The sequence below is a fragment of the Marinovum sp. genome, from assembly GCF_034669705.1.
GTDB lineage: Bacteria > Pseudomonadota > Alphaproteobacteria > Rhodobacterales > Rhodobacteraceae > Marinovum.
This window is the reverse complement of record NZ_JAXMOR010000006.1, coordinates 107,326-132,300: the sequence shown is the minus strand read 5'-3', so window position 1 is coordinate 132,300 and position 24,975 is coordinate 107,326. Positions and strand designations below refer to the sequence as shown.

General features: G+C 67.5%; 25 protein-coding genes. 9 read left to right on the top strand and 16 right to left on the bottom strand.

Going from position 1 to position 24,975, the window contains the following annotated elements; all coding sequences use genetic code 11:
* Window positions 1-37: 37 nt before the first annotated feature.
* The 12 genes from VOI27_RS06435 to VOI27_RS06380 form a co-directional block, all read right to left on the bottom strand.
* Window positions 38-1,507: an aldehyde dehydrogenase family protein gene (locus tag VOI27_RS06435; RefSeq protein WP_323764492.1), complete on the bottom strand. Its 1,470-nt coding sequence runs from the start codon at window positions 1,505-1,507 to the stop codon at window positions 38-40.
* The gene (locus tag VOI27_RS06430; RefSeq protein WP_323764491.1) at window positions 1,504-2,424 is read right to left on the bottom strand and encodes a tagatose 1,6-diphosphate aldolase; all 921 of its coding nucleotides are present in this window, start codon (window positions 2,422-2,424) and stop codon (window positions 1,504-1,506) included. Before VOI27_RS06430 ends, VOI27_RS06435 begins: the two co-directional genes overlap by 4 nt.
* Window positions 2,421-3,446 (bottom strand): dihydroxyacetone kinase subunit DhaK, encoded by a 1,026-nt coding sequence (locus tag VOI27_RS06425; protein WP_323764490.1) that lies wholly within the window; start codon window positions 3,444-3,446, stop codon window positions 2,421-2,423. The genes VOI27_RS06430 and VOI27_RS06425 overlap by 4 nt, the downstream gene beginning before the upstream one ends.
* The gene (locus VOI27_RS06420) at window positions 3,443-3,988 is read right to left on the bottom strand and encodes a DAK2 domain-containing protein (RefSeq protein WP_323764489.1); all 546 of its coding nucleotides are present in this window, start codon (window positions 3,986-3,988) and stop codon (window positions 3,443-3,445) included. Before VOI27_RS06420 ends, VOI27_RS06425 begins: the two co-directional genes overlap by 4 nt.
* Window positions 3,978-4,823, bottom strand: a complete 846-nt coding sequence (locus tag VOI27_RS06415; protein WP_323764488.1) for a sugar phosphate isomerase/epimerase family protein — start codon at window positions 4,821-4,823, stop codon at window positions 3,978-3,980. Before VOI27_RS06415 ends, VOI27_RS06420 begins: the two co-directional genes overlap by 11 nt.
* 42 nt (window positions 4,824-4,865) lie before the next feature.
* A complete protein-coding gene (locus VOI27_RS06410; protein ID WP_323764487.1) occupies window positions 4,866-6,539 on the bottom strand; it encodes an acyl-CoA synthetase in 1,674 nt (557 codons plus the stop codon).
* Window positions 6,532-6,906 (bottom strand): zinc ribbon domain-containing protein, encoded by a 375-nt coding sequence (locus VOI27_RS06405; RefSeq protein ID WP_323764486.1) that lies wholly within the window; start codon window positions 6,904-6,906, stop codon window positions 6,532-6,534. Before VOI27_RS06405 ends, VOI27_RS06410 begins: the two co-directional genes overlap by 8 nt.
* Window positions 6,903-8,063, bottom strand: a complete 1,161-nt coding sequence (locus VOI27_RS06400; RefSeq protein WP_323764485.1) for a thiolase family protein — start codon at window positions 8,061-8,063, stop codon at window positions 6,903-6,905. The genes VOI27_RS06405 and VOI27_RS06400 overlap by 4 nt, the downstream gene beginning before the upstream one ends.
* Window positions 8,060-9,247: an MFS transporter gene (locus VOI27_RS06395; RefSeq protein ID WP_323764484.1), complete on the bottom strand. Its 1,188-nt coding sequence runs from the start codon at window positions 9,245-9,247 to the stop codon at window positions 8,060-8,062. Before VOI27_RS06395 ends, VOI27_RS06400 begins: the two co-directional genes overlap by 4 nt.
* Window positions 9,248-9,410: 163 nt before the next feature.
* Window positions 9,411-10,088, bottom strand: a complete 678-nt coding sequence (locus VOI27_RS06390) for a GntR family transcriptional regulator (protein WP_323764483.1) — start codon at window positions 10,086-10,088, stop codon at window positions 9,411-9,413.
* Window positions 10,085-11,131 (bottom strand): Gfo/Idh/MocA family oxidoreductase, encoded by a 1,047-nt coding sequence (locus tag VOI27_RS06385; RefSeq protein ID WP_323764482.1) that lies wholly within the window; start codon window positions 11,129-11,131, stop codon window positions 10,085-10,087. Before VOI27_RS06385 ends, VOI27_RS06390 begins: the two co-directional genes overlap by 4 nt.
* On the bottom strand, window positions 11,128-12,228 hold the full coding sequence (locus VOI27_RS06380) for an isocitrate/isopropylmalate dehydrogenase family protein (protein ID WP_323764481.1): 1,101 nt from the start codon (window positions 12,226-12,228) through the stop codon (window positions 11,128-11,130). The genes VOI27_RS06385 and VOI27_RS06380 overlap by 4 nt, the downstream gene beginning before the upstream one ends.
* A 130-nt stretch (window positions 12,229-12,358) precedes the next feature.
* Here VOI27_RS06380 and VOI27_RS06375 point away from each other — a divergent pair, with 130 nt between their 5' ends.
* The 5 genes from VOI27_RS06375 (at window position 12,359) to VOI27_RS06355 (ending at window position 16,801) form a co-directional block, all read left to right on the top strand.
* Entirely contained in the window at window positions 12,359-13,366 is a 1,008-nt protein-coding gene (locus VOI27_RS06375) for a tripartite tricarboxylate transporter substrate binding protein (protein WP_323764480.1), read from the top strand.
* Between the two features lie 79 nt (window positions 13,367-13,445).
* Window positions 13,446-14,210, top strand: coding sequence for a tripartite tricarboxylate transporter TctB family protein (locus VOI27_RS06370; RefSeq protein ID WP_323764479.1), 765 nt, complete (start codon window positions 13,446-13,448; stop codon window positions 14,208-14,210).
* Window position 14,211: 1 nt separating this feature from the next.
* On the top strand, window positions 14,212-15,723 hold the full coding sequence (locus tag VOI27_RS06365) for a tripartite tricarboxylate transporter permease (protein ID WP_323764478.1): 1,512 nt from the start codon (window positions 14,212-14,214) through the stop codon (window positions 15,721-15,723).
* Window positions 15,723-16,007: a putative quinol monooxygenase gene (locus tag VOI27_RS06360; RefSeq protein ID WP_323764477.1), complete on the top strand. Its 285-nt coding sequence runs from the start codon at window positions 15,723-15,725 to the stop codon at window positions 16,005-16,007. Before VOI27_RS06365 ends, VOI27_RS06360 begins: the two co-directional genes overlap by 1 nt.
* Window positions 16,004-16,801 (top strand): N-acyl homoserine lactonase family protein, encoded by a 798-nt coding sequence (locus tag VOI27_RS06355; protein ID WP_323764476.1) that lies wholly within the window; start codon window positions 16,004-16,006, stop codon window positions 16,799-16,801. The genes VOI27_RS06360 and VOI27_RS06355 overlap by 4 nt, the downstream gene beginning before the upstream one ends.
* On the opposite strand, the gene VOI27_RS06350 is transcribed toward VOI27_RS06355, so the two are convergent.
* From VOI27_RS06350 to VOI27_RS06335, 4 genes are read right to left on the bottom strand one after another with little or no spacing between them, the layout of a single operon-like run.
* The gene (locus tag VOI27_RS06350) at window positions 16,798-17,706 is read right to left on the bottom strand and encodes an amidohydrolase family protein (RefSeq protein WP_323764475.1); all 909 of its coding nucleotides are present in this window, start codon (window positions 17,704-17,706) and stop codon (window positions 16,798-16,800) included. The genes VOI27_RS06355 and VOI27_RS06350 overlap by 4 nt on opposite strands.
* Complete coding sequence (locus VOI27_RS06345; protein WP_323764474.1) at window positions 17,706-18,446, bottom strand: SDR family NAD(P)-dependent oxidoreductase; 741 nt, start codon at window positions 18,444-18,446, stop codon at window positions 17,706-17,708. The genes VOI27_RS06350 and VOI27_RS06345 overlap by 1 nt, the downstream gene beginning before the upstream one ends.
* Window positions 18,443-19,516, bottom strand: a complete 1,074-nt coding sequence (locus VOI27_RS06340) for a Gfo/Idh/MocA family oxidoreductase (RefSeq protein WP_323764473.1) — start codon at window positions 19,514-19,516, stop codon at window positions 18,443-18,445. Before VOI27_RS06340 ends, VOI27_RS06345 begins: the two co-directional genes overlap by 4 nt.
* Window positions 19,513-20,532: a LacI family DNA-binding transcriptional regulator gene (locus VOI27_RS06335; RefSeq protein ID WP_323764472.1), complete on the bottom strand. Its 1,020-nt coding sequence runs from the start codon at window positions 20,530-20,532 to the stop codon at window positions 19,513-19,515. The genes VOI27_RS06340 and VOI27_RS06335 overlap by 4 nt, the downstream gene beginning before the upstream one ends.
* Window positions 20,533-20,722: 190 nt before the next feature.
* On the opposite strand from VOI27_RS06335, the gene VOI27_RS06330 reads away from it, so the two are divergent.
* The 4 genes from VOI27_RS06330 to VOI27_RS06315 are packed head-to-tail and all read left to right on the top strand — an operon-like array spanning window position 20,723 to window position 24,974.
* Window positions 20,723-22,039 carry an extracellular solute-binding protein gene (locus tag VOI27_RS06330; RefSeq protein WP_323764471.1) on the top strand — a complete coding sequence of 439 codons (1,317 nt, stop codon included), beginning with the start codon at window positions 20,723-20,725 and terminating at the stop codon, window positions 22,037-22,039.
* A gap of 45 nt (window positions 22,040-22,084) precedes the next feature.
* Entirely contained in the window at window positions 22,085-22,969 is an 885-nt protein-coding gene (locus tag VOI27_RS06325) for a sugar ABC transporter permease (RefSeq protein ID WP_323764470.1), read from the top strand.
* Window positions 22,966-23,823, top strand: coding sequence for a carbohydrate ABC transporter permease (locus tag VOI27_RS06320; protein ID WP_323764469.1), 858 nt, complete (start codon window positions 22,966-22,968; stop codon window positions 23,821-23,823). Before VOI27_RS06325 ends, VOI27_RS06320 begins: the two co-directional genes overlap by 4 nt.
* Entirely contained in the window at window positions 23,820-24,974 is a 1,155-nt protein-coding gene (locus VOI27_RS06315; protein WP_323764468.1) for an enolase C-terminal domain-like protein, read from the top strand. The genes VOI27_RS06320 and VOI27_RS06315 overlap by 4 nt, the downstream gene beginning before the upstream one ends.
* Window position 24,975: the final 1 nt, after the last annotated feature.

Sequence of the window (24,975 nt, the reverse complement as noted above, 5' to 3'; positions counted from 1 at the left end):
TGATGCATCGAATTGATTGCATCAAATCACGCATCGCTCAGCCTTGCCAGACGCTCTTGGTCTGCGAGTAGAGCGCCAGTGCGTCGCGGCCCATCTCGCGGCCATAGCCGCTTTGGCCCATGCCGCCGAACGGCGAGGCGGCATCGGTGTCGCCCCAGCAGTTGGTCCAGATCGTTCCGGCCCGCAGCCCCGCCGCCATCCGGTTGGCGCGGCCGATGTTCTGCGTCCAGCAACCGGCGGCCAGACCGTAGACGGTGTCATTGGCGCGGGCGAGCACCTCGTCCTCGTCATCAAAGGGCAGCACGCAAAGCACCGGGCCGAAGATTTCCTCGCGCGCGATGCGCATCTCGTCGCGCACCCCGGCCAGCACCGTCGGCTGCACGAAATAGCCCGCCTCGCCCTGGCGCGCGCCACCGGCCAGCGCCTCAGCGCCCTCGTTGCGGCCACTGTCGATGTAGCCCAGCACCTTCTCCATCTGCGGCGCCGAGATCACCGGGCCGAGGTCGTGCCCGGCCTCTGCCATCCCCGGCCCGATGCTGAGCCCGCGCGCCATCGTGGCCAGCGCCTCGCTGACCCGGTCCAGCAGCGGGCGCTGCACGAAGAGCCGCGCGCCGGCAGTGCAGGACTGGCCGTTGTTGCCGAAGAGCGCCCAGAAGGCGCCGGGAATGGCCGCGTCGAGATCGGCGTCATCAAAGACGATGTTGGCCGCCTTGCCGCCGAGTTCCAGCGAGACCTTCTTGAGGTTGCCGGCCGAGGCCTCGACGATCCGCCGCCCGGTCTCGGTCGAGCCGGTAAAGCCTACCTTGTCGACGCCATGATGCGCCGCCAGCGCCGCGCCGGCCTCGCGGCCATGGCCGGGAATGACGTTGAGCACGCCGGGCGGAAATCCAACCTCCAGTGCCAGGTCGGCAAGATAGAGCGCGCTCAGTGGCGTTTGTTCCGCCGGTTTCAGCACCACGGTATTGCCGGCGGCCAGCGCCGGCGCCAGTTTCCAGGCCACCATCAGCGTCGGGTAGTTCCACGGCGTGATCAGCCCGCAGACGCCGACCGGCTCGATCCGCGTGTAGTTGAAGCGCCCCGGCGTCGAGACCGGGATCGTGGCGCCTTCGATCTTGCTGGGCCAGCCGGCGAAATAGCGGAAATGCCGCGCCGACCAGACCGCATCGACATCGCGCGCCACCGCGAAGGGCTTGCCGTTGTCGAGCGCGTCGAGCTGGCCGAAAACCGCCTTGTGCGCCTCGATGGCATCGGCGAGACGCCACAAAAGCTGGCCGCGGTCATGCGCTGTCATCTGCCCCCAAGGGCCCGAAAGTGCGGCGCGGGCGGCGGCCACCGCATCGTCAACATGGGCGCTCTCGGCACAGGCGACCTCGGCCAGCCGGCCGCCGGTCGAGGGGTTCTCGACCGTGAGGCTGCCGGCGCTGTCGACCCTGGCGTCACCGATGCGCAGACCCTGGACCGTGTCGAGAAAGCTTGCGACCTCGGGGAGAAGCGCGATCATGCTCATGCCAGCGCCTCGCCAAGCTTGCGCAGCCGGCGCAGGCCTTCATCGGCCATCCAGGCCTCGGCGGCCTCGGGGCCCTCGGCACCGAACACTCCGATCGCATCCGACCAGATCGCCCGGCCGCACATGAAGCCCGCCATCTCGACCCCGGCGGCGCGCGCCAGTTTCAGCCCGGCCTCGAACTGCTCAAACGTCACCCCGGCACTGAGATAGAGCAGCGGCACGTCACCAGCCGCCTCGGCGGCGCGGCGGAACACCGTCTCCGCCTCGGCACGGCTCATCCGCGCCTCGCCAATGCCCTCGACGTAGTTGAGGTTGACCGGCAGTTCGACCTTGAGGATGTCGATGTTAAACTCCGGCGCGGCGAAACGGCGGGTGGCGCGTTCGACCAGCTCGGGTTTGAGATCGGCGAACTCCGCCGAGGCGCTGTCCTCGATGCTGCGGTCATAAACAATCGGCTCGAACAGGAAGCTGACACCGCTGTCGCGGCACTGCGTGCCGATCTGGCGCACCAGATCGTGCTTGCGCGCGTTGACCTCTTCGGCATCGTTCGGCCCGTAGTAGAGGAAGAACTTCAGCACCCCGACGCCCAGACCGGGATAGTCCGAGACCTTGAGGTTGTCGGGCAGCACGGTGATCCGGTCGTCATTGGCGATCTTGTAGACATCCGCCTCATAGGCCAGCATCGGCAGGCAGGGCGCGGCGATTTCCGGCAGGAGCTCGCGGCCATACTGCGCATCGACCAGCAAGGTCGTGGCCTCGGCGCTCATGGTGCGGGCGACCAGTTGCTTGAAGCGGAACAGGTCGTCGTCGCGCGCCGCGGTGCCGCGGGCCTCGCGCAGGGCAGCCGCCAGACCGCTGCCCTGGTCGACGGCGACGCCATGGATCGGCCGGCGCTGGCTCAAGGGGGTATCGGTCATGACTGGTCATCCTCGGAATGAATATGGGGAAAGGCCGGGCTGTCCTGCGGTGCGCACCACAGGCGCAGCATCTCGTCGTCCGGTTCGAGCAGCGAGATCGAGACCCCGCCCATCTCCTGCGTGGTGACATAGCTGCCGACCATCGGCGACAGCGGCGTAATCCCGCGGCGGCGGAGCTCGGCCTCGGTCTCGCGCCAGACGGTCCAGAGTTCCATCTGGGTGGTGCCGCCCATGCCGTTGATGATCACGGCGGCGCGGCCCCCCTCGGCAATCGGCCGGTCGGCGAGCAGACGCTCCACCATCTCGGCCACCAGGTCGCGCACCGGGCCGGTCTTGACCCGGCCGACGCCCGGCTCGCCATGCACGCCCATACCGAGAAAGATCTCGTCGTCGGGCAGCGAAAACATCGGCTGGCCGGAGAGCGGCGAGATGCCCGGAGAGACGGCAGCGGCCAGCGTCACCGTGCGGTCGCGCACCGCCTCGCCCAGCCGCATCAGCGCGTCCTGGCCCAGCCCCTCTTCGGCGGCGGCGCCGAGGATCTTGTAGACGAACATGGTGCCAGGGGCGCCGCGCCGATCGTGCCGACGCTCTGGTGGGGCGGCAGAAATATCGTCGTACATCAGTAGAGGGCGGACGTTCAGCCCTTCTTCCTCGGCCAGCATGGTCGCGGCGCGACCGTTGATCACGTCGCCGGAATGCTGCGAAATCAGCAGGATCGACCCGGCCTGACCGGTGACCTCGCGGATGCCGTCGAGGATCAGGTCGGCCGAAGGCGCGGCAAAGACATCGCCCACCACATTGGCATCGAGCAGACCGCGGCCGACGAAACCCATGGCGATCGGCTCATGCCCGGCACCATTGCCGATCAGCAGCGTCACCTTCTCGTCGGGGTTCTTGGCGCCCTGCCGGCGGATCACCACCCGCGGATCGAGCGTGCCACGCGTGACCTGCGGACAGGCGCTGACGTAGCCGTCGATCATGTCGTCGACCATGGTCTCGGCGGAGTTGAACAGCTTCTTCATGCGGCACCCTCGGTTTCGGCCAGCAGCGCCAGCATCATCGTCAGCGAGACCGCGCCGGGATCGATATGCCCCTTGCCGCCGGCCTCGACATATTGCGCCCGGCCACGGCGCGCGGTCATCTCGACGGTGGCATCGCGGCCCTGTTCCGCCGCCGCCACCGCCGCCGGCAGATCGCCGGACTGCAGCGCGGCCACGGCCGGGGAAAGCGCGTCCACCATGCTCTTGTCGCCGGGCTTCACCTGCCCGAGGTCGCAGATCCGCGCCTCGGCCCGCGCCAGCCCCTCGGCCAGCGGCGCGCCGGCCTCGAGATGCTGCTCGATCTCGTGCAGCACCAGACCAAAGAGCGTGCCCGAGGCACCGCCGGAGGCGCGCATGAAGGCCTTGGCCCGGGCGCCATCCTCGGCGCCCTTGGCCCGGGTCAGCCCGCGCAGCAGGGTGGTGCCGTGATCGCCATCGCCAAGCGCCGCGTCGAGGGCGTTGAGACGCGCCATCTCGGCCTCGGCCATGGCATGCAGGGCAGTGAAATATTGCTCAGCCGACATTGGCAAAGATCTCCTTCATATGGGCAAGCGCCTGGGCGGCAGCGGCGTCGACATCGGGCTCGATATCACGCCAGATGTTGAGATCGGCACTGGTCGGCTGGCCGGCGCGAACGAACATCTCGGCCACGATCCAGCCCTGGTAGCCGATCTCGACCAGCGCCCTGGCATCGGCGGCAAAGTCGTAGCGGCCGCTGCCGGGAACGCCGCGGTCATTGTCAGACACATGGTAGTGCACCAGGGTGTCACCGGCGGCGCGCAGGGCGGCGGGTGGATCCTTTTCCTCGATGTTCATGTGGAAACTGTCGAGCAGCACGCCGACATTCGCCGCGCCAGAGGCGCGGGCGATGGCGCTGGCCTCGGCAGCGGTGCTGGTCAGATCGCTCTCGAAGCGGTTCAGCGCCTCGATCCCCAGCGTCACCCCGTGGCTGGCCAGCTGGTCCTGCATCTGCCCCAGCGTCTCGGCCGAGCGCTTGGCGCGGTCGGGCTTGTTCTCGGGATCGAACTGCCCCCAGGGTGCGGCGACCACGCCCGCGAGACGGGAGGAGCCCAGCGCGGCGACCGTTTCGATCGCACGCGCCAGCGTCTCGCGGGCATGGCCACGCACCGCCGGGTCGGCAGAGGCCGGATCGGCCTCGGGCCCGAGCCCGGTGGAACAGCTCAGCAGCACGCCGGCCTCGGTGGCGGCCCGGCGCAGGCGGGCGGCCTGCTCTGGCCCGATGCCGAGGAGCGACAGCTCCACCGCGTCAAAGCCGATGCGCGCCGCCCGGTCGAACAGCGGCGCCGGATCCTGCGTCCAGCGGTCCATCCACAGACCGGCATGAATTCCGAATGTCATCGCGTCCTCCCTGTTGCGTACATATTAGTACATACAGATTTGTTATGTCAAATCTGAATTCGCCATTTCCTGCGCCCGAAGCGCTTTTCGGTTGATCTTGCCCGACGAGGTCATCTCGAAACCCTCGACGAAATCGATCTCGCGCGGGGCCTTGTAGGCGGCGAGCCGTTCGCGGACGTGGGTCCTCAGCTCATCGGCCAGCGCCGCGCCGGGCTGCGCCGATTTTGCCGGCCGGACAAAGGCCTTGACGATCTGGCCGCGCTCGGGGTCGGGCTTGCCGATCACCGCCGCCTCGGCCACTGCCGGATGCGCCAGCAGGCATTCCTCGATTTCCGCCGGGCCAATGCGGAAGCCCGAGGATTTGATCAGGTCGTCTGACCGGCCCTTGTACCAGAAATACCCGTCCGCATCGCGCACCGCGAGGTCATGGGTGCGCATCCATTGTCCCAGCCGCAGCTCCTTTTCCTTCTCGGCATTGTCGAGATAGCCGAGGTAGCGGGTCGGTGCGGTTGCCGGGGTGACGATCTCGCCGGGCTCGCCATCGGCCACCTCGCGGCCCTCGGCATCGACCAGGCAGACCTTGTGCCCGGGATAGGCCACGCCCATCGAACCGGGCTTGCGCGGGTAGAGTGCAGCGCAATTGCCGATCAGGTGGTTGACCTCGGTCATGCCGTAGAACTCGTTGCAGGTCACGCCGAGCCGCTCCTCGGCCCAGGCCAGGGTATCGGCCGCCAGCGCCTCGCCACCCGTGCAGATCACCCGCAGTGCCAGGTCATGGTCGTCGCGCGGGTGGGGCGTCTGCGCCAGCCGCTTGATCGCGGTGGGCGCGAGGAAGGTATGGGTGACCTTGTGGCGGGCCATGAAGTCATAGGCCCAGTCGGCCTTGAACCGCGCCTCGGAGGTGACCACCGGCCGCCCCGCCAGCCAGGCCGGGAACAGCATGTCGAGCAGCCCGCCGACCCAGGCCCAATCCGAGGGCGACCAGAAGACCGCGTCTTCGTCCGCCATCGTCAGGTTGAAGAACAGGCTGATCGACGGCACGTAGGAGGCCAGCACCCGGTGGCCGTGCCTGATGCCCTTGGGCATGCCGGTCGAACCCGAGGTGTACATCAGCAGCGCCTCGTCATCGGCACCGGTATATTCCGGCGCGAAATCCTCCGGCACCGGGCCGGAGAGCACGTCGCGCAGCTCCTGCTCCGGGCCGGCGGTCTCGGCCACCAGGACGTGGGAAAGTGCCGGGAAGAGCTGTGCCGCCTCGCCGCGCAGGGGCGCCCAGCCGGCCTCGGTGGTCAGCAGGCACCGGGCGCCGCAATGGTTGAGCGCATGGGCCAGCGCGTCGGGACCATAGAGCTGCGACAGGGTGACCGCCACGCCGCCCAGCTTGCAGACCGCCATATGGCCGATCGCGGTTTCCGGCCGCATCCCGGTATGCAGCGCGATCGGATCGCCGCGCCGGTAGCCGAGGTCGCGCAGATGCGCCGCCAGCGCCGTGGCTGCCCGGTCGATCTCGCCGAAGCTCCAGCGTTCGAGCGTGCCATCCTCGCGCTCGAAAACCATCGCCGGCGCTTCGGCGCGGCCCTGCTCCAGTTGCCGGCCGACGGTCATGGCATGGATATTGGCGTCGGGAGAGATGTCGATCTCGACCCCCTCGGCGCCGCGTTTGAGGCCGATTTCGGCCAGTTGCCCGTCACTCCAGTCAGCGAACACGTCAGTCATCATCGTCGGTCTCCTCCAGCGCCAGCCACAGGCCGGCGTGATGTTCGGGCGGCACCAGGTGGCCGCGTCGGGTTGTCAGTTCGGGGGTTGCGATGCGCAGCATCACGGCGGTATCGGCGCCGGCGAACCGGGCCAGCGCCCAGGCCGCCCCGGGCGTGTCTGTGCGGTGCTCAATGCGGGCCTGGCCGCTGAGCGCGACCCAGTCCCCGTCGTGTGCGCCACACGCCGCGCAGGTCAGTGCCGGCGGAAAGGCGACATGGCCGCAGCTGCAGCGCAGGGCCAGCGCGCGGCCTTGGGCCAGTGCCTCGAAATGCGGCGCAAGGCGGCCTCGGGGGATGTTGTAGTCGAGCTGCAGCGGGCGTTTCATCGCGGCGCCTCCACAATCGAGACGGCGCAGAGCGTGGCAATGCCGCCATGGGTGTCCACCAGGGCAAAGCGCGGCGCGCGCGCCGGGCGCAGACCGGGATAGCGGCCCTCAAGTTGTTGCGCCGCCGCCAGCACCTGCGCCACGCCGGTGGCACCCACCGGCGCCCCCTGCCCCAAGAGCCCGCCGGAAAGGTTGACCGGCAACGCCCCCTCGACGGTGAACTGCCCGTCACGTTCAGCCGCCAGCGGATCCGCCGTCAGCCCCAGCGCCTGCAGCGCCTGCAGTTGCGCGCCGGAGAAGCTGTCATAGACCTCGGCCAGCCCGATCTGGTCCACCGCGCAGCCGGCCTGCGCCAGCGCCGCACGCAGGGCGACGCCCTTGGCGGTGAAGCACCCGGGATGCGCCCGGTCGCCCAGCCGCACCCGGTCATTGGCGACGCCCATCCCGGCCAGCCGCGCCCGCCCCGGCCCCTCCGGCAGGTCTTGCGAGGCGGCAAGGATCACGCAGGCCGCGCCATCGCTCAGCGGCGAACAGTCGAGCCGGCGATAGGGGGTGGAGACCGGGGCCGAGGCCAGCACATCCGCCTCGGTCACGTCGAGCGGCAGATGGGCAAACCGGTTGTGCCGCGCATTCTGGCGGTTTCGGGCAGCGATGCGGGCAAAATCCTCGGACGTGGCACCGGTCTCGGCCATGAAGGCCAGCGCCGAGAGCGCGTAGATCGAGGCCGACCCGATGCCGCTCTCGCCCTCTGACCAGGCATCGTACGACAGGCTGTAGAGCCCGCCGACACTGGCGCCATCGAGATGCGAGGCCGAGGCCTCGACGCCCAGCACCGCCACCCGCCGCGCCTGGCCCGAGGACACCAGCGCCGCGCCGGCCTGAACCGCGAGGTGGCCTGTGGCGCCGCCGCCCTCGACCCGCTGCACCCGGATGCGGCGAAGGCCCAGCTCGTCGGCGATCAGCGCCGCGGGGTTGAGCTGCAGCGAGAAGAAATCGCTCTCGCTCGCCACCATCAGCGCGTCGATATCGCCGGCCATCAGCGCCGCATCGGCGAGCGCATCGGTGAAGGCCGAAAGGCACCAGTCACGCCAGGAGCTTGCATCCTTGCGGCGGTTGAACGGCGTCATCGCGCCGCCGGCGATCCGCACATCACTCATGCCCAGCCCTCCTGTCGCGCGCGCATCACCAGCCCGGCCAAGAGCGCCAGACCGACGAGATCGGCGAGGAAGACCAGCGCCAGCAGGCCCGGCAGGCCCAGCGCCGCAGTCACCCAGGCCGCCGCCGCCGGCGCCAGTGCCATCAGCAGCAGGCCGATCATCGCGATGCTGCCCAGCCGGCGCGCAAAGCCTGCCCGCGGCAACCAATGCGCCGCCAGCAGCGGCCGCAGGATGGTGTGCACCCCGTAGCAGCCGCCCTGCACCAGCAGCGCCAGCAGCACCAGCCAGAGGCCGGCACCGGGATCGAGCAGCAGCAGCGGCGGCAGCAGCATCACGGTAAACAGCCCCAGCGCCGCCCGTTCGAGACCGAAGCCACGTTGCAGCCGCTCCCAGAGCAGCCGGCCGGCGATCTGGGCCGGGCCGAGCACCATCGGCAGCAGCAGCGCATTGTCGAGCCCGCGGGTGCTGGCCAGCTGTGCCGGCAGCTGAAACAACAGCGCCGCATGGCCGAAGATCAGCAGCGCGAAAGCCAGCCCGAAGACAAGCGTGCGAGCACCCGGCGCCGGCCCCTCCGGCGCGACTGAGGCCGGCGCCACGGCGCCTCCGGCGGGCTCTGAGGGCAGCAGCAGCACCGCCACCAGCGCCAGCCCGGCGAAGGCCGCGAAGATGCCGCGCCAGCCTAGCCCGGCGGCAGACAGCCCGGCGACCAGCGGAAAAGTCAAAAGCGTGGCGAGCCCGGCGATCAGCGTCACGGTGGTGATCGGCCGGCGCGCGGCCGGGCCGAAGCGGCGGATCATCAGGCTGAAACAGGGATCATAGAGGGTCATCGCCATCGGCGCTCCGAGAAGCACCAGCGCCGCGCCCACCAGCCAGAGGCTCTGCCCGGTGGCGGCCACCAGCAACAGCCCCGCTCCCGCCAGCCCCGCCAGCCGCATGGCGCGCGGCCCCCAGCCCCGGTCGATCACGCTGCCCGCCAGCGGGCAGAGCAGCGCCCAGATCAGGAACCCGGCGCTCATCGCGGCAGAGAGCTGCACGTCGGACCAGCCGGTCTCGGCCAGCATATGCGGCAGTACCGCCGGCAGAAGGTAATAGAACCCCGACCAGAGCAGCAGCTGGGCCAGCGCATGGCGCAGCACATAACCACGGGCGGCCGGCGCGTGCTGAAGGGTTGGATCGATCGCCAAGGGACTGTGACTCGCGATTGGTTAGTACAAATTGATACGTACTAAATTGGAACGCGCTTGGCTATGGAAAATATTTCGCCCCGCTCGGGCAACGACCGGCGGGGTGAAGACGAAAACATGGCAAGAGGGGGGGCCGGCAGCGCAAAGCGCCGTGGCACCGGGATCAAAGGTTGCGCAGGCGCATCCGCTCGAGAATGCCGGTCAGCACGTCGCGGGCCTGTCGGCGGTGGTCGCGGTGCACCCGGCGGGCACGGGCGGGATCGCCGGCAAGGATGGCGGCAAAGACCTCGCGGTGGTCTTCGTTGGATTGCACCGGCAGCGGCCGGACAAACAGCGTCGAGGCCTTGGCGCGGCGCACCTGGTCGCTCATCATTGCGACGATCATCCGCACCCGGGAATTGCCCCCGAGCCGCACCAGCTCGGCGTGAAACCGGTCGTCGGCCTCGGCCCAGGCCTCGAGATCCTCGGCCGCAAGGGCCCGGTCCATGTCGGCGATCGCCCCGGCCAGCGCGGCGAGTTCAGGTTCAGAATAGCCGGCCTCTGCGGCGCGCTCGGCCGCGAGGCTCTCGAGCTCGGTGAGCACGTCATAGATCTCGCGCATGTCGGAGGCCGAGACCGGCAAGATGCGCACGCCCTTGCGCGGCCGCATCTCGACCAGCCCCTGACTTTCCAGCAGCAGCGCCGCCTCGCGCACCGGGGTGCGCGACATGCCCAGCCGCTCGGCCAGCTCGGTCTCGAGGTGGTCCGATCCCGCCGCCAGCTCGCCCGAGAACACCATCTCGCGCAGTTGCCGCACCGCGCGCTGCGCGTTGGAGGCGGGCTTTTGCGCCTTGTCGCTCACCCGGCCGCCCCGGTCAGCGAGAGTTTGCGCCCCTCGGCGGCAGAGGCATAGATGGCCTGTTCGATCTCGATCACCGTCAAATAGTCGCGCGCCGTGTTCTCCAACGGCTGGTCCCCCAGAAGACCGGAAACCACGTGGCTCTGCAAGGCATGGACGCAATCGCCGCCGAAACCGTCATGAGCGTCGGGCGGCAGCAACACTTCTTCGGCGGTCTCGCCATGGCGGCGCAGGCGCACCGCGCCATCGCCTTCGATGCTGAGCGCGCCCTCGGTACCCTCAAACAGCGCCTCGCCCATGGTGCGGCGCTGGTTGTCGGCGGCGTGGTCGAGATGGCGGTTGCCGTCGAAGAGGGCGCGTACCCCACCGGGATGGTCGAACAGCACGAACCCCGCATCCTCGCCAGCAATCACCGGGTTGATCCGCCGCAGGTCGGCGTAGACATGGCTCGGGTTGCCGAGCAGCCAGCGGAAGGTGTCGACCCAGTGCACCGCGGTCTCGTGGATCAGGAAACGCTCCATCTGCTGGAAATAGGGCTGGCGGTCGAGATAGGCGCGCGGCCCCTGCCCGTCGCCGGGACGCAGGCGAAAGGTCACCTGTTGCAGATCGCCCACCACGCCCCGCTCCAGCGCCGATTTCACCGCACGGTACCACGGCTGGAAGCGGAAGTTCTCGTGCACCACGATCACCGCGCCCTGGGCCTCGGCCTCGGCGGTGATCGCGCGCGCCTCTTCCAGCGTGCGGCAGAACGGCTTCTGGCAGATCATCCGTTTCACGCCACCCGCCAGCGCCAGCCGGATGGTGGCGGCATGGGCCTCTGGCGGCAGGATGATGTCGAGCAGGTCGGGCTGCACCTCGGCCAGCATCCTGGCCACGTCATCATAGGCCGGCAGGCCGGTGGCCTGCGCCTTGGCGATGTCGCGGTTGCAGGAGGCCACCGGCCGGGCGCGCTTCATCCGCGCCCAGCTGCCATAGTGAAACCGGCTGAAGTAGCCCGCCCCGATGCAGGCCACGCGCAGCGGCGGCGTGAGGGGCGCGGTGCTCATGCCGCCTGCGCCGTCTGCAGCATGGCCCGCACCGCGCCGGCCGCTTCGTCCGTCCCGGCGGTGCCGCCCAGATCGCGGGTCAGGCAATCGCCACGGGCGACCACCGCCTCGACCGCCTCGCGCAGGCGCGCGCCATCGGCCCGCAGCGCGGCATTGTCGTGCTTGATGCCCAACCAGTCGAGCATCATCGCCGCCGACAGGATCATCGCATGCGGGTTGGCCACGCCCTGCCCGGCAATGTCGGGGGCCGAGCCATGACAGGGCTGGAACACCGCCTGTTTCAACCCGATATCGGCCGAGGGCGCGAGGCCGAGCCCGCCCATCAGCCCGGCGCCGAGGTCGGAGAGAATGTCGCCAAACATGTTTTCGGTCACCAGCACGTCAAAATCCCAAGGTTTCTGTACCATCCAGAGCGCGGTGGCGTCGACATAGGCATGATCGGCCGCAAGGTCGGGATATTCGACCGCGATCTCGTCGAAGATGCCACGGAAGAAGGCAAAGGCGCGGAACACGTTGGCCTTGTCGACACAGGTCACCCGGCCGGGGCCCCGGCCCTGCTGCTTGCGGCTCTGCGCCAGGTCGAAGGAGAAGCGGAACAGCTGCTCCGAAACTTCGCGGGTGATGCGCAGGGTCTCGCGCGCCTCGGTCTCGGTGACCTCGCCGGCACCCATCGAATAGAACAGCCCCTCGGTGCTTTCGCGGATCAGCACGAAATCGATTTCGCGGCCCTCCGGCAGGGTCAGCGGCCCGGGCTGGCCGGCGCGCACGTTGACCGGGCGGACCCCGGCAAACAGGCCGAAGGCCATGCGCAGCTCGATCTGCGGCGAGATCTCGGTGCCGTCGGGATAGCGCACGTCCGGCAGGCCCATGGCCGACAACAGGATGGCATCGGCCTCGCCGGCGATGCGCAGCGACTCCTTGGGCAGCGATTCGCCGGTCTTGGCGTAATGGCCGGCGCCGGCGGGCAGAGTGGCAAAGCTCAGGTCATAGCCGGTCGAGGCGGCGGCCATCTGTTTCAGCAGGGCCACGGTGGGGGCGGTGATCTCCGGCCCGATGCCGTCGCCCTCGAATACTGCAATCTCAAATGTGTCGGTCATCTCTGGCTTTGCCTTCTCGGTGGTTGCGGGGGCGCCGGGCATCTTGCGAACGGCGTTGACAGCGTGTTATTTAATGCATACATAAAAAAACGCAATAAGCAACGCAAAGCCTTTTGGGAGGAATGGACAGATGAAGTTTTCGATCACCAGCACGCTGGCGGCGCTGGCGCTGGCCGGCGGGATTGCCGGCGGCGCCGTGGCGCAGGAATACCCCTATCGCGACATTACCAACGCGGTTGTCTGGGGCGCCGGCGGCGGCACCGACACGATCAACCGGATGATCATGGCCGAGATGGAAAAGCACCTGCCGGTGTCGATCAACGTGATCAACCAGACCGGCGGCGTCGCCGGCTCGAACGGTCTTGTCTTTGCCGCCAACCAGCCCGATGACGGCTATACGCTGGTCGGCCTGTCGGAATCCAACGTCACCGCCGCCGTCCAGGGCGGCTGGGACAAGAAGTTCGACTACTGGTATCCCTTCATCGTGGGCGGCTCGCCCGACCTGATCTCGGTGCCGGCCGAGAGCCCCTACGACAGTCTGACCGACCTGATCGAGGCCGCCAAGGCCGAGCCCGGCTCGGTGCCCGCCGCCGCTGGCGGCGCCGGCTCAATCCACCACCTGAACCTGCTGGCGCTGGAACAGGGCTCGGGCGCAACCTTCAAGTTCGTGCCCTACTCGGGCTCGGCCCCCGGCCAGGAAGCCGCGATTGCCGGCGAAGTGGCGCTGGTGGTGACCTCGCTGGCCGAGCAGGCAGCGCTGATCGAGGGCGGCCAGCTCAAGCCCTTGGCGATGCTCACCGCCGACAGCGTCGAGATCGCCGGCCAGACCGTGCCCTCGGCCTTCGACAGCTACGCGGGTCTCTCCGAGGTGCTGCCGCTGAAACAGGCGATCGGCTTTGCCGTGCACGGCTCGGCGCCGGACAACGTCAAGGCGACTCTGGCGGAAGCCTTCGAGAAAGCGATGGCGTCCGAGACGGTCGCGGATTGGGCCAAGGCCAACAAGTACGACGTCGGCGGCCAGTATGGTGAGGCGGCGCAGGCGCTCTTTGCCAACCTCGAGAGCACCTTTGCCTATACGCTCAAGGACCTCGGTGCGGCCAAGGTCATGCCCGAAGACCTCGGCATCGAGAAACCGTAAGCTCGGAGCGCCCCGGTCAAGCCGGGGCACCATTTCCGGCGGGCGCCACGGCGCCCGCCCTGCCGTTGGGAGGCCCGCCTTGGATAATTCACCCGATACCGCGGCGCAGGAAACGCGCCTGCTGCGCGCACGCGATTTCTGGAGCGCGCTGGCGCTCATCGCGCTGTCGCTGTTCTTCCTGTGGAGAACGCTCGATATCCCGCTTGGCGGCAGCAACGGCGCCGGCGTCAACAGCGCCGACTGGTACACCTCGGCCGCCATCGTGCCGCTGGGCCTGTTCGGCGCGCTGCTGGTGCTGGCCTGCGTGCTGCTTTCGATCTCGATCCGCTCGGGCGGCGCGGCGCAGGCGCTGAGCGCCGCCGGCCTCGGCTGGTCGCCGCGCGAGCTCTGGCGCTTTGCCGCCGTCGGTCTGATGCTGCTGTGCTATATCGTGGGCCTCGTGCCGCGGGTCGATTTCATCCTCGCCTCCGGCCTGCTGATCACCGCGCTGATCGCCAGCTTTCACGGCCGCCCCGCGCCGCGCCCGCTGCTGCCTTTGCTGGCCATTGCCGTCGCCGCGCTGAGCGCGCTGGTGATGCATTTCCCGCAAGCCGAATGGGCCCGTCACGGTGACGACTGGGTGGCGCTGGCGCTGCTGGTCGCGCTGACCCTCTGGCACCAGCTGACCGGCGTGCGCGATCGCGCGCTGCGGCTGACCCCGGTGCTGGCGCTCGGCGTGCCGCTGCTGCTGATCTGCGCCATGGCCTTCGGCTTTCGCCAGAACGTGCCGAACCGCGGCGGGCTGATCTTTGCCAAGATCGAATACAGCTACTACGTCCACCTGCGCCCGATCTGGAGGTCCTGAGATGGAATTCGTCCTCGGCCAACTGGCGGGCTTCGGCCTTGCCTTTGCCGCGCTGGTCAGCGACCCGCTGACCTATGTCTACCTGATCGCCTCGGTGTTTCTCGGCATTACCTTCGGCGCCCTGCCCGGCCTTACGGCGACGCTGGCGGTGACCATCCTCACCGGTTTTTTCGGCAACAAGATCCCGCTGGACTACGCGCTGATCGCCCTGCTGGGGGCCTATGTCGGCGCGATCTACGGCGGCTCCTACCCGTCGATCCTGCTCAACATCCCCGGCACCGCCGCCAGCGCCGCCACCGCGATGGACGGCTACCCGCTGGCGAAACAGGGCCGTGGCGCCGAGGCGCTGGGGCTGACCACCACCGCCAGCTTCATCGGCACGCTGGTCGGCACCGCGGCGCTTTTGATCTTCGTCTGGGTGCTGCTGCTGATCTCGAAGAACATCGCCAGCCCGGAAAAGGCCCTGCTGGCGCTCTTCGGCATCCTGCTGTCGGGCACGCTGATGAGCGAGGACCTTCCGATCAAGGGCTGGATCGCCGGGCTGATCGGTCTGGCGCTGGCGATGGTCGGCATGGACCCGATCCTGAGCGAGGCGCGCTATACCTTCGGCTGGTCCTACCTGCTGTCGGGGGTGGCGGTGGTGCCGGTGCTGATGGGCGCCTTCGCGGTGCCGCAGATCATCGAGGGCATGCGCCACGTCAAGACCGGACAGGTGGCCGAGCTCAAGGGCCGCATCCTGCCCAACATGGCCGCGATGCGCCGCTACCTGCCCACCATCGGCCGCTCTGGCGTGATCGGCACCGGTGTCGGCGCCCTGCCCGGCGTCGGCGAGGACGTGGCGGGCTGGGTCAGCTATGGCGTCGGCAAGACCGTCTCGAAGGAGGGCGAGAAGTTCGGCAAGGGCTCGCTCGAGGGGCTGCTTTGCTCAGAGACCGCCAACAACGCCTGCATCGGCGGCGCGCTGATCCCGCTTCTGGTGTTGGGCATTCCCGGCTCGCCGCCGGCGGCGGCGTTGATGGGCGCCTTCAAGATCAACAACGTGATCCCCGGCCCAACCATCGACCCCGAGATCATCCTGCGCGTCGTCGCGATCATGGTGCTGGCCAGTTTCACCATGTTCATCATGGGGCTGTTCACCGCGCGCATCTTCATCAAGGTGCTGCGCATCCCGCAGACGGTGTTCCTGCCGCTGGTCATGGTGCTGACCACCATCGGTTCGTTCAGTGTCGGCGGCGGGCTCAATGATCTCTACCTGATGCTCGGCGTCGGCCTCGTGGCCTATGTGATGAACCTGCTGCGCTATCCGATCGCGCCGCTGGTGATCGGCGTGATCCTCGGCGGCATGTTCGACGAAACCTTCCGCCGCTCGCTGCTGCTGTCCGACGGGGACCTCTCGGTCTTTGTCTCGCGGCCCGGCGCGGCGATCCTGCTGACCTTGATCCTTGCCCTGATCCTCGGCCAGATGCCGGTGGCGAAACGGGCCCTGAACCGCCTGAAAGGACGCCCTGCCTGATGTATGCCGTGACCGTGACCTTTACCCTGCGCGCCGGAACCCGCGACGCCTTCCTGCCCCTGATGCAGGCCAATGCACGGGCCTCGCTGGAGCAGGAACCCGGCTGCCGCCAGTTCGACGTCTGCAGCAACGGCGATGACGTGATCTTTCTCTACGAGCTCTATGACGATGCCGACGCGTTCCAAACCCACCTGCAAAGCACGCATTTCAAGAGCTTCGATGCCGAGGTCGCCGGGATGATCGCCGACAAGTCGGTCGCCACCTTCACCCAGGTGACGCAATGAGCGCCTGGGAGGTTCACGCCGTCAAATACGCCGAGCGCAATGCCCGCACCCGCGCCGACAGCTTCCTGTTCGACGACAACCACGATGCGCCGCATGCGATGGATTACTACATCTGGGTGCTGCGCCGCGGCGAAGAGGTGATCCTCGTCGACACCGGCTATGACAGCGCCGAGGCGGCAGCGCGCGGCCGGCCGATCCAGCTTGACCCGCGGGACGCGCTGAAGCCCCTGGGCCTGGCGGCCGAGGCGGTCACCCGGGTCATCGTCACCCACCTGCATTACGACCATGCCGGCGGGCTGCACCTCTTTCCCAATGCGACCCTACACATGCAGGCCGCCGAGATGCAGTTCGCCACCGGCCCCTGCATGTGCCACCACACCCTGCGCGCGCCGTTCACGGCGCCGCACATCTGCGAGGCGGTGACCCGGCTCTATTCCGGCAAGGTGGTGTTTCACGACGGCGATGCCGAGGTCGCCGAGGGTGTCACCGTGCATTGCATCGGCGGCCATTCGCGCGGGCTGCAATGCGTGCGGGTGCGCACCGCGGCGGGCTGGCTGGTGCTGGCCTCCGACGCGGCGCATTATTACGAGAACGTCTTTGCGCGGAAGCCCTTTCCGATCGTGGTCGACCTGCAGAACATGCTTGACGGGTTCGCCCGGCTGCGGGCGCTGGCCTCTGACCCGCGGCTGATCGTGCCGGGCCATGATCCGCGCGTGCGGCAGCTCTATCCGCAGGGTGCGGCGCCGCATATCTTCCGGCTCGACCCCGGGCCGACCGGCGATCCGCGCGGCTAGAGGCGATAGACCCGGCGCGCGGTGTCGGAAAAGATCGCGCGCAGGGCGTCTTTCGGCTGGCCTTCGAGGATTTCCTTGAGCTGGTCGAATTGGCGGGCGAGCGGGCAGTTGACGCCTTCGACCGGCAGGTTCGAGCCATAGAGCACGCGATCCGCGCCGAGGCAGGACAGCAGGTGCGTGACATGCGGGCGCAGCACAGAGGCCTGCCACTGCCGGTCGACCGTCCACAGGCCGGAGAGCTTGACGCAGACATTGGGCACCGTGCGCAGCGCCGCGATGCCGCTTCGCCAGTCCTGCAGGTTGCCGGGCTGCTCGGGTTCCAGCGTGGCGAAATGGTTGAGCACGATGGTCAGGCCGGGATGGGCCTGCGCCAGCGCCAGCACCTCTGGAAGCTGCGCCGGCACGACGACGCATTCGAGGCAGAGCCCTTCGGCCTGCACCTGCCCGAGCGCGCTGCGGAAGGTGTCATCTGACAAGACGCCGGGCCTGCCTGCCACCCGCCAGCGGCCAGCATCGTCCCAGGCCACCGGCGTCCGGATGCCGCGCAGGGCCGGCGATTGCAGGTGACGGGCGATTTGCTCAGGTGCATCGGGATCGCAGAGGTCGACCTCGGCGACAATGGCGGTGGGCCAGCCGGTGCTGTCCGAGAGTTCCTGCAGCCAGCGGGTTTCCGCGACCGGGTCGGCTGCGCCGCAGTTGGCCTGCACATGGACGCTGGCCGCAAGCGGCAGGCCCTCGAACGCCGCGAGGTGGTCCGCCGGGAGGTAATCCCGGCGGATCGTGGATTTGTCACCGAACCGGGCCGGCGGGGCGTCGGGGGCGAGCCAGCGATAGGGAAAGCGCGACAGCTCCCAGAAATGGTGGTGCCCGTCGACCAGCGCGATCCCGTCCAGCCAATGCGCCATCAATAGGTCGCCCGGCCGCCCGACAGGTCGAAGACCGAGGCGGTGGTAAAGCTGTTCTCCTTCGAGCAGAGCCAGGCGATCATCGCCGCCGCCTCGTCAAGCTCCAGGAACCGTCCGCGCGGGATCTTCGACAGCATGTAGTCGATGTGCTCCTGTTTCATCTGATCGAAAATCCGCGTGCGTGCGGCTGCAGGTGTCACGCAGTTCACCGCGATGTCCTTGTCGGCGAGTTCCTTGCCCAGCGACTTGGTCAGCCCGATCACGCCCGCCTTTGACGCGGAGTAGGCGCTGGCGTTAGGGTTGCCCTCCTTGCCCGCGACCGAGGCGATGTTGACGATGCGGCCATAGCCTTGGTCGGTCATCGACGGCACCACCGCGCGGTTGACGTGGAAGGTGCCCAAGAGGTTGATCTCGGTGATCTGGCGGAATTCCTCGACCGGGTAGTCGGCCAGTGGCCCGTTCGAGCCCGCGATGCCGGCGGAGTTCACCAGGATGTCGGCGCGGCCCGTGGTGTCGAGCGTGGTCTTCATCGCCGCTTCGACGCTGGCCCAGTCCGAGACGTCAACCGCGCAGGCGAAGGCGCCGCCGCCGATCTCATCTGCGGCACTGTCGCCCAAGGTCTTGTCGCGGTCCCAGATAGCGACGCGCGCGCCGCCCTTGGCGAGGCGGTTGGCGACGGCGCGGCCGATGCCCTGTGCGCCCCCGGTGACGATGGCGGTCTGGTTGGTAAAATCTGTCATTCTGCGGCTGCCTTCTGGTCTTGGGTGATTGTCTGTTCCGCGCCCTGGGCCTTGCCCGAGGCGACGATGGCGTGAAGGGTTTCGACGGCGCGGGCGCCGACCTCGCCGGGGCTTTCGTTGCGGCCCTGGCCCAGCGCGATATCGACCAACCGGTCGGCCGGGCCCTCGCAGCTGTATTTCCATGCGCCCTGCGGCACTTGCGCTTCGCGGGTCTCGCCATCGGGGAGCTTGAGCACCAGCCGTTCGGTTTCGATATCCAGCAGGACAGAGCCCTTGCTGCCGTAGACGCGAATATCGACCTCGAAGCCGTGGCCGTTGGGAACCCCGCAACTGCCCGAGAAGACACCGGTCGCGCCGTTCTGGAACCGAACGGCGGCGGCGTCGTGCAGGTCGATGGTCGAGGGCGCGTCGAACAGCATCGAGCGGACCGAGGCAGCGCGCAGGTCGGTCAGCCAGTAGAGGATGCCGAGCGCGTGCGACAGCTGGCCGTACGCATAGCCGCCGCCCTGATCGGGGGCCTCCCATGTGCTGCGGTCGGGCTGGATGGCGATGTGGTTCCAGTTCGACAGGGTGCCGCCGGAGAAGATGCTGCGGGTGAAAGACGCCATGTGGCAGACGACGTGTTCGATCTCACCGATCTCGCTCACCATCTCACGCATCTCGCCGAGGCCGGGCTTGTAGTTCCAGCCATAGGCCACCAGCAGCTCGCGCCCCGCGCGTTCGGCCACTTGCACGAGGTCCCAGGCCTCGCCGGGATCGAGGCACATCGGCTTTTCGACCAGCACGTGACAGCCCTTTTCAAGGAAGGCCTTGGCCTGCTCGTAATGCAGGTTGTGCGGCGAGGAGATCACCGCGATGTCGATGTCGCGGTCGAGCACCTCGCGCCAGTCCTCGGTGGCGAAGGCGAAGCCGAATTCCTTGGCAATCAGGTCCAGCTCCTCGCGGCCGAGGCGGCAGACGGAATCAAGCACCACTTCCTCGCGCACCGCCAGGACGGGGATATGCATGCGATAGGCGAAATGGCCGGCACCGATGATGGCGGCCCGGACGGGACCGTTGGATGAAGTCATGTGCTTTCCCTGATTTGAAGGTGATAGCCGATGTCATGGCTGGCGGCGCTGTCTGCCCGGCCCTCGAGCCGGTCCATCACCAGGCTGGCCGAACGTTCGCCGATGTCGCGGCCCTTGATCTGGACCGTGGTCATCGGCACCGGCAGAAGCGCCGAGAGGCTGAGGTCGCCGAAGCCCGCTATGGCCACGTCGCCCGGTACGCTGACGCCGTTTGACATGCACCAGAGCATCGCGCCGTGCGCGGGCAATTCCGCGAGGAAGAAGATCGCATCCGGTTTGCGCTTGCGCCCCAGCAGCTGCTGGATCAGCGCCACGCCGCCCTCGATGGTGGCCGGGTTGTCGAACTCGACGATGGTGTCTTGGGTCACGCTGCGTCCCGCGCCGCGCATGGCGTCGACGAAGCCGCGGGTCCGGTCCTCGGCCTGGTCGTTGTGATGCGAGGCGCCGCCGACCATGACGATATCCTGATAGCCGCGGCCAATCAGATAACGGGTCATCTCGACCGCGGCGGCATAGTTGTCGAACCCCACGGCGCTGTCGATCACGCTGTCGCGCAGGTTCCAGGCCTCGACCACGGGGCCGGAGAACTTGCCCAGCAGCTTGCGGGTCGTGTCGCTGTGGGAAAAGCCGGTGACGATGATCGCGTCGGCCTGCCGGGCGATGAAGGTGCGCACCGCCTCCTCTTCCTTTTGCGGCGACCAGTCGGAGACCGCGAGCAGCATCTGCTGCTTCTCGGGTTCCAGCACCCGGCTGACCCCTTGGGCGAAATCGGCAAACAAGGAGCTCGCGAGGATCGGCACGACCACGCCGATCATGTCGGACCGCTGCGACACCAGCGAGCGCGCGGTGAGGTTGGGGATATAGCCGATCTCATCGATGGTGCGCTGGATCCTGGCCCGCGTGTCGGCATGCACCGTCTCGGGCTGGCGCAGCGCGCGCGACACGGTGATCAGCGACAGCCCCGAGGCCTTCGAGACGTCCTTGAGCGTCACCTTCCTGTTGTCACCCTGCGCCATTCACGGCCTCCTTTCGGCATCCTGCCCTTTGCGTTCCTGGCCGAACCTGCGCGAGGCCGTCGGCGAAAGCAATGCTGCAAAATTTCCGTTGACATACGAGTATCATTGCCCCTAACGTCCGTCAACATGAAATGATGTTCGTATGTCATTCATGCTTCCGCACACCGCGGGTCACGAAAGGGAGGATATTATGTCGAATTCAATCAGCCGCCGCAGGTTCCTGGGCACCACTGCCGCCGTGGGCGCGGCGACGTTTCTGCCGGGCAGCCCGGCGTTTGCCGCCAGCGGCGAGATCTCGGTCTGGAAGTTCGGCGGCACGCCGCAAGAGGTCGAAACCTGGGCGCAGCGCAATGACGCCTTTACCGAGGCCAACCCGGACATCGACCTGAAGTATTCCTATTTCAACGGCCAGATCCGCCGTCAGAAAATCCTCGCAGGCTTCCAGACCAACCGCCTCGCCGACGTGATCATCGCTTTCGGCCAGGACATCCCCGAATTCGCCGGGTTCGGCATGATCCAGCCGCTCGATGACATCGCCGGCGACAAGCTGGCCGGATGGAAGGAGCGCATCGTTCCCGAGGTCTACGAATCGGGCATGCACGACGGCAAGCTCTATGCCCTGCCGACCTATGTGGACATGGCGAGCTTCCTGGCGATCAACCTCGACGCGCTGGAAGAGGCCGGGTTCGACCGCCCGCCAGAGACCTGGGACGAGGTCCGCGAATACGCCAAGGCGATGACCAAGCCAGACCGCCCCGGCATTGCCTTCCCGGTCACCACCGCGCCGGTCGACATCAACATCTTTGAAGGCCTCGCCTATGCCAACGGCGGCCGCATCTTCGACGAGGAGACCGGACAGGTCACGCTGAACGACCCCGGCGTCGTCGATGCGCTGCAGTTCTACGTCGATCTGATCAACGACGGCTCGACCCCCGCCGCCACCTCGCTGACCGAGACCTTCTTCCGCGACACCGCACAGCTTTTCGGCCAGGGCCGTTCGGCGATGTGGATCGGGCTGTCGTGGCTCAACACGCCCTGGGGTGTGAACGAGGACGTGCGCTGGACCGGCGTGCCGATGCCCAAGCCCGAGACGCCCTCGGGCAGCTATGAGCCGGTGAGCGCGATCATGGACGGCACCGCGATGCTGATGGTTTCCTCGCGGTCGAAAAACCCCGAAGCGGCGGCAGCCTATGTCGATTTCTGGTCGCAGGACGCGCAGCTCGAGGTCTGGGGCGGCCAACCCGAGATCGCCCGCATCCCCGCCGGCAAGGCCGCTTGGGACAATGCCGAGTTGAAAGAGGCGTGGCCGAACTGGGTCAAGGCCTACGAGGCAGACACGCTGTTCAAGGGCGGCGCCCCGATGCCGCGGTTCATCGGCGTCTCGGCCATCGAGTCGGCGCTCGGCACTGCGATCCAGCAGGCGGTTCTGGGGCAGAAGACGCCGCAGGAAGCCCTCGATGAGGCAACTGCCGCCGCGCAAGGCCAGATCGACCTGATCCGCGGCTGAGCCGTAGCTAACTGAAAAGACTGAATGAATAAGGAGGGCCTGACGATGCTGCGAAGCGATCGTTTTCTGGCATATGCCTTGATATTGCCTGTTGTCGCCGCCGTCGTGGCGTTTGTCGTCGGGCCCACTTACAACGTGGCCACGCTCAGCCTCACCCAGGTGGTGATGGGGATGGAGCGCGGCTTCGGCACCCTTGGAAACTTCAAGGCGCTGGCCGCAGATCCGGTCTTCGGGCTGGTGCTGAAGAACACCGCGATCTGGATCCTCGGGGGCACGTTCCTCTGTGTCACCGTGGGGCTGGCGGTCGGCACCTACCTTGCCATCGACAGCCGGATGACCGGCTGGCTCCGGGCGCTGATCCTGCTGCCCTGGGTGCTGCCCGACGTGGTGACGGCCATGGCGTGGAAATGGATGCTGCACGGACAGGTCGGCATCATCGGCCAGACCCTGCAACAAAGCGGGCTGACCGAGGGCACCATTTCGTTCATGGGCGATCCCGATCTGGTGATGTGGATGCTGGTGGTGGTGCTGATCTGGCGCAAAATGCCGCTGGTGGCGCTGATCCTCTGTGCCGCGATCCGCGCGGTGCCGGATGACCAGATGGAGGCCGCACGCATGGACGGCGCCAATGCCGTCGAGCGGTTCCGTTTCGTCACGCTGCCCAATATCGCGTTCTCGCTGACCGCCGTGACCGTGATCTCGATGATCTGGATCACCGCCGAGTTTGCCCTGCCATGGATCATGACCGGCGGCGGACCCGCCAACGCGAGCCAGATCATGGCAACCTACATCTATCAACAGAGCTTCGAGTTCTTCAACTGGGGCGTCGCCTCGGCCATGTCGGTGATCAACCTTGTCATGCTGGCCTCGATCGTGGCGCTCTATCTCTACATCAACCGCCGCTCCTGGGCATCGGAGGGTCAGAAATGAACGAGCAACCCCGCACCCTCTACTGGATCTTCTTGGGCTTTGTCGGCCTGGTGATCTCGCTCTACGTGCTGTTCCCGGTGTTCTGGCTGTTCCTCGCGTCGTTCAAGACACAGGCCGAGCTGGCGCAATTGCCGATCTCGTTCTGGCCGGAATCGCCCACTCTGGAGGCCTACAAGGCGCTGTTCTCGCCGACGCACCAGAAGGGGCAGTTGTTGGACTGGCCGCAACTGATCGGCAACAGCTTCTTTATCGCCATCAGCTCGACCGTGATCGTCCTGGTCTTCGGCACGCTGGCGGGCTACGCCTTTGCCCGGCTGAACTTTCCGGGGCGTGACCTGATCCTCGGTGGGCTGCTGATCTCGCGGATGTTCCAGGGCGCGGCGCTCTTGCTGCCGACCTACCGGCTGATGTCGATGATCGGTCTGCAGGACAGCCTCATCGGTCTCGTGCTGCTCTACTCCGCCTTCGGCCTGCCATTCGCGACCTGGATCATCGCGTCGTCGTTGCGCGAGATCCCGAAGGAGCTGGAAGAAAGCGCCATGATCGACGGCGCGAGCCGGCTGCAATCGATGGTGATGGTGGTGCTGCCGCTGGCGACGCCGGCGCTGATCACCGCCTCGATGTGGCATTTCGTCGGTGCTTGGTCGGAGTTCGCCTTCGCCTCGATCCTGCTGGAATCCAATGAGAACAAGACCGTGACCATTGGTCTGGCAAGCTTTGTCGAGCTCTTCACGCTGGAGTTCCAGTATGTCGGCGCCGCCGCGACCATCGTCGCTTTGCCGATCATGTTGGTGTTCTTCTTCGGCCAGCGCTACTTCACCCGCGGTCTGCTGGCGGGGGCGGTGAAGGGATGAGGATCACCTCCCTCACCGCGCGGGCCGTGGATTGCGGCTTCAACAGCCAGAAGCTGCAGACCTCTCGCGTGGCGTCTCCCATGTCCCGCTTTCCGCGCTTTGCCGAGCAACGCGCGAGCTGGATGTGGCCCACGAAAAAGGTCTTCGTCCGGGTGACGGGCGAGGACGGCAGCACCGGCTGGGGCTGCACCAATGGCGGCGAGATCGTCGAGATGATCGTCAACCAGCACCTCTCGCGGCTGCTGGTGGGCGAGGACATCGGTGATCTCGCGCTGCTGAACGACCAGATGGCGGCATCGCTCTTGCCCAATGACCGCTCGGGCTTTGCCATGATGGCGGTGGCGGGTGTCGATATCGCTTTCTGGGACCTGACCTCCAAGGCGGCCCGCCAGCCGCTGGTGGAGACCCTCGGCGGCGCGGGGGTAGACAGCCTCCCGGTCTACATGACCACTCCGCGTCCCGAGGCTTTTTCCGGTGGGCCGTTTCACGGGCTGAAAGCTGCCGCGCCATACGGCCCGGAGTCGGGCGACGAGGGGCTGCAGGCCAATATCGCGCTGATGCAGCGCTTTGCCGAGGCCGCGGGTCCTGATGTGCCGATCATGATCGACAGCTTTCTGGCGTGGGATGCGGACTACACCCTGCGGTTTGCCGAAGGCGTGGCCGATCTGAGCGTCAAGTGGATCGAGGATCCGATCCCGCCGCAGGACATCGAAGGCTTGCAGAAAATCCGCCGCGAGATGGACCCGTCCATCGACCTCGCGCTCGGCAACTTCGCCTTTTCCCGCGCCGACTGCGCCGACCTCTTGCGCTCGGGCGTGGTGGGCGTGCTGCAACCGGACGTGGCCTGGGCGGGCGGCATCACCGAGGCGCTGCGCATCCTCGACATGGCCGAGGCGGCGCAGGTTCCGGTGATCCTGCACAACACCTGCGAGCAGCCCTGGTCTCTGGCCCTTGCCGCTGCCCGTCAAACCGACGCGCTGGTCGAATGCGTCGACCGGGGCGAAACCTCGCCGCTTTACGAGCTGATGGCCCCGCGTCCCGACCTTTCCACCGGCCGTGTCGCCGTTCCCCGCGATCCAAAGGGCAATCGCCCGCCCGCGCATGTGCAGGAGGCCTTCGGCCCCGCCGCCATTCAAACCAAGGAAGGATAGA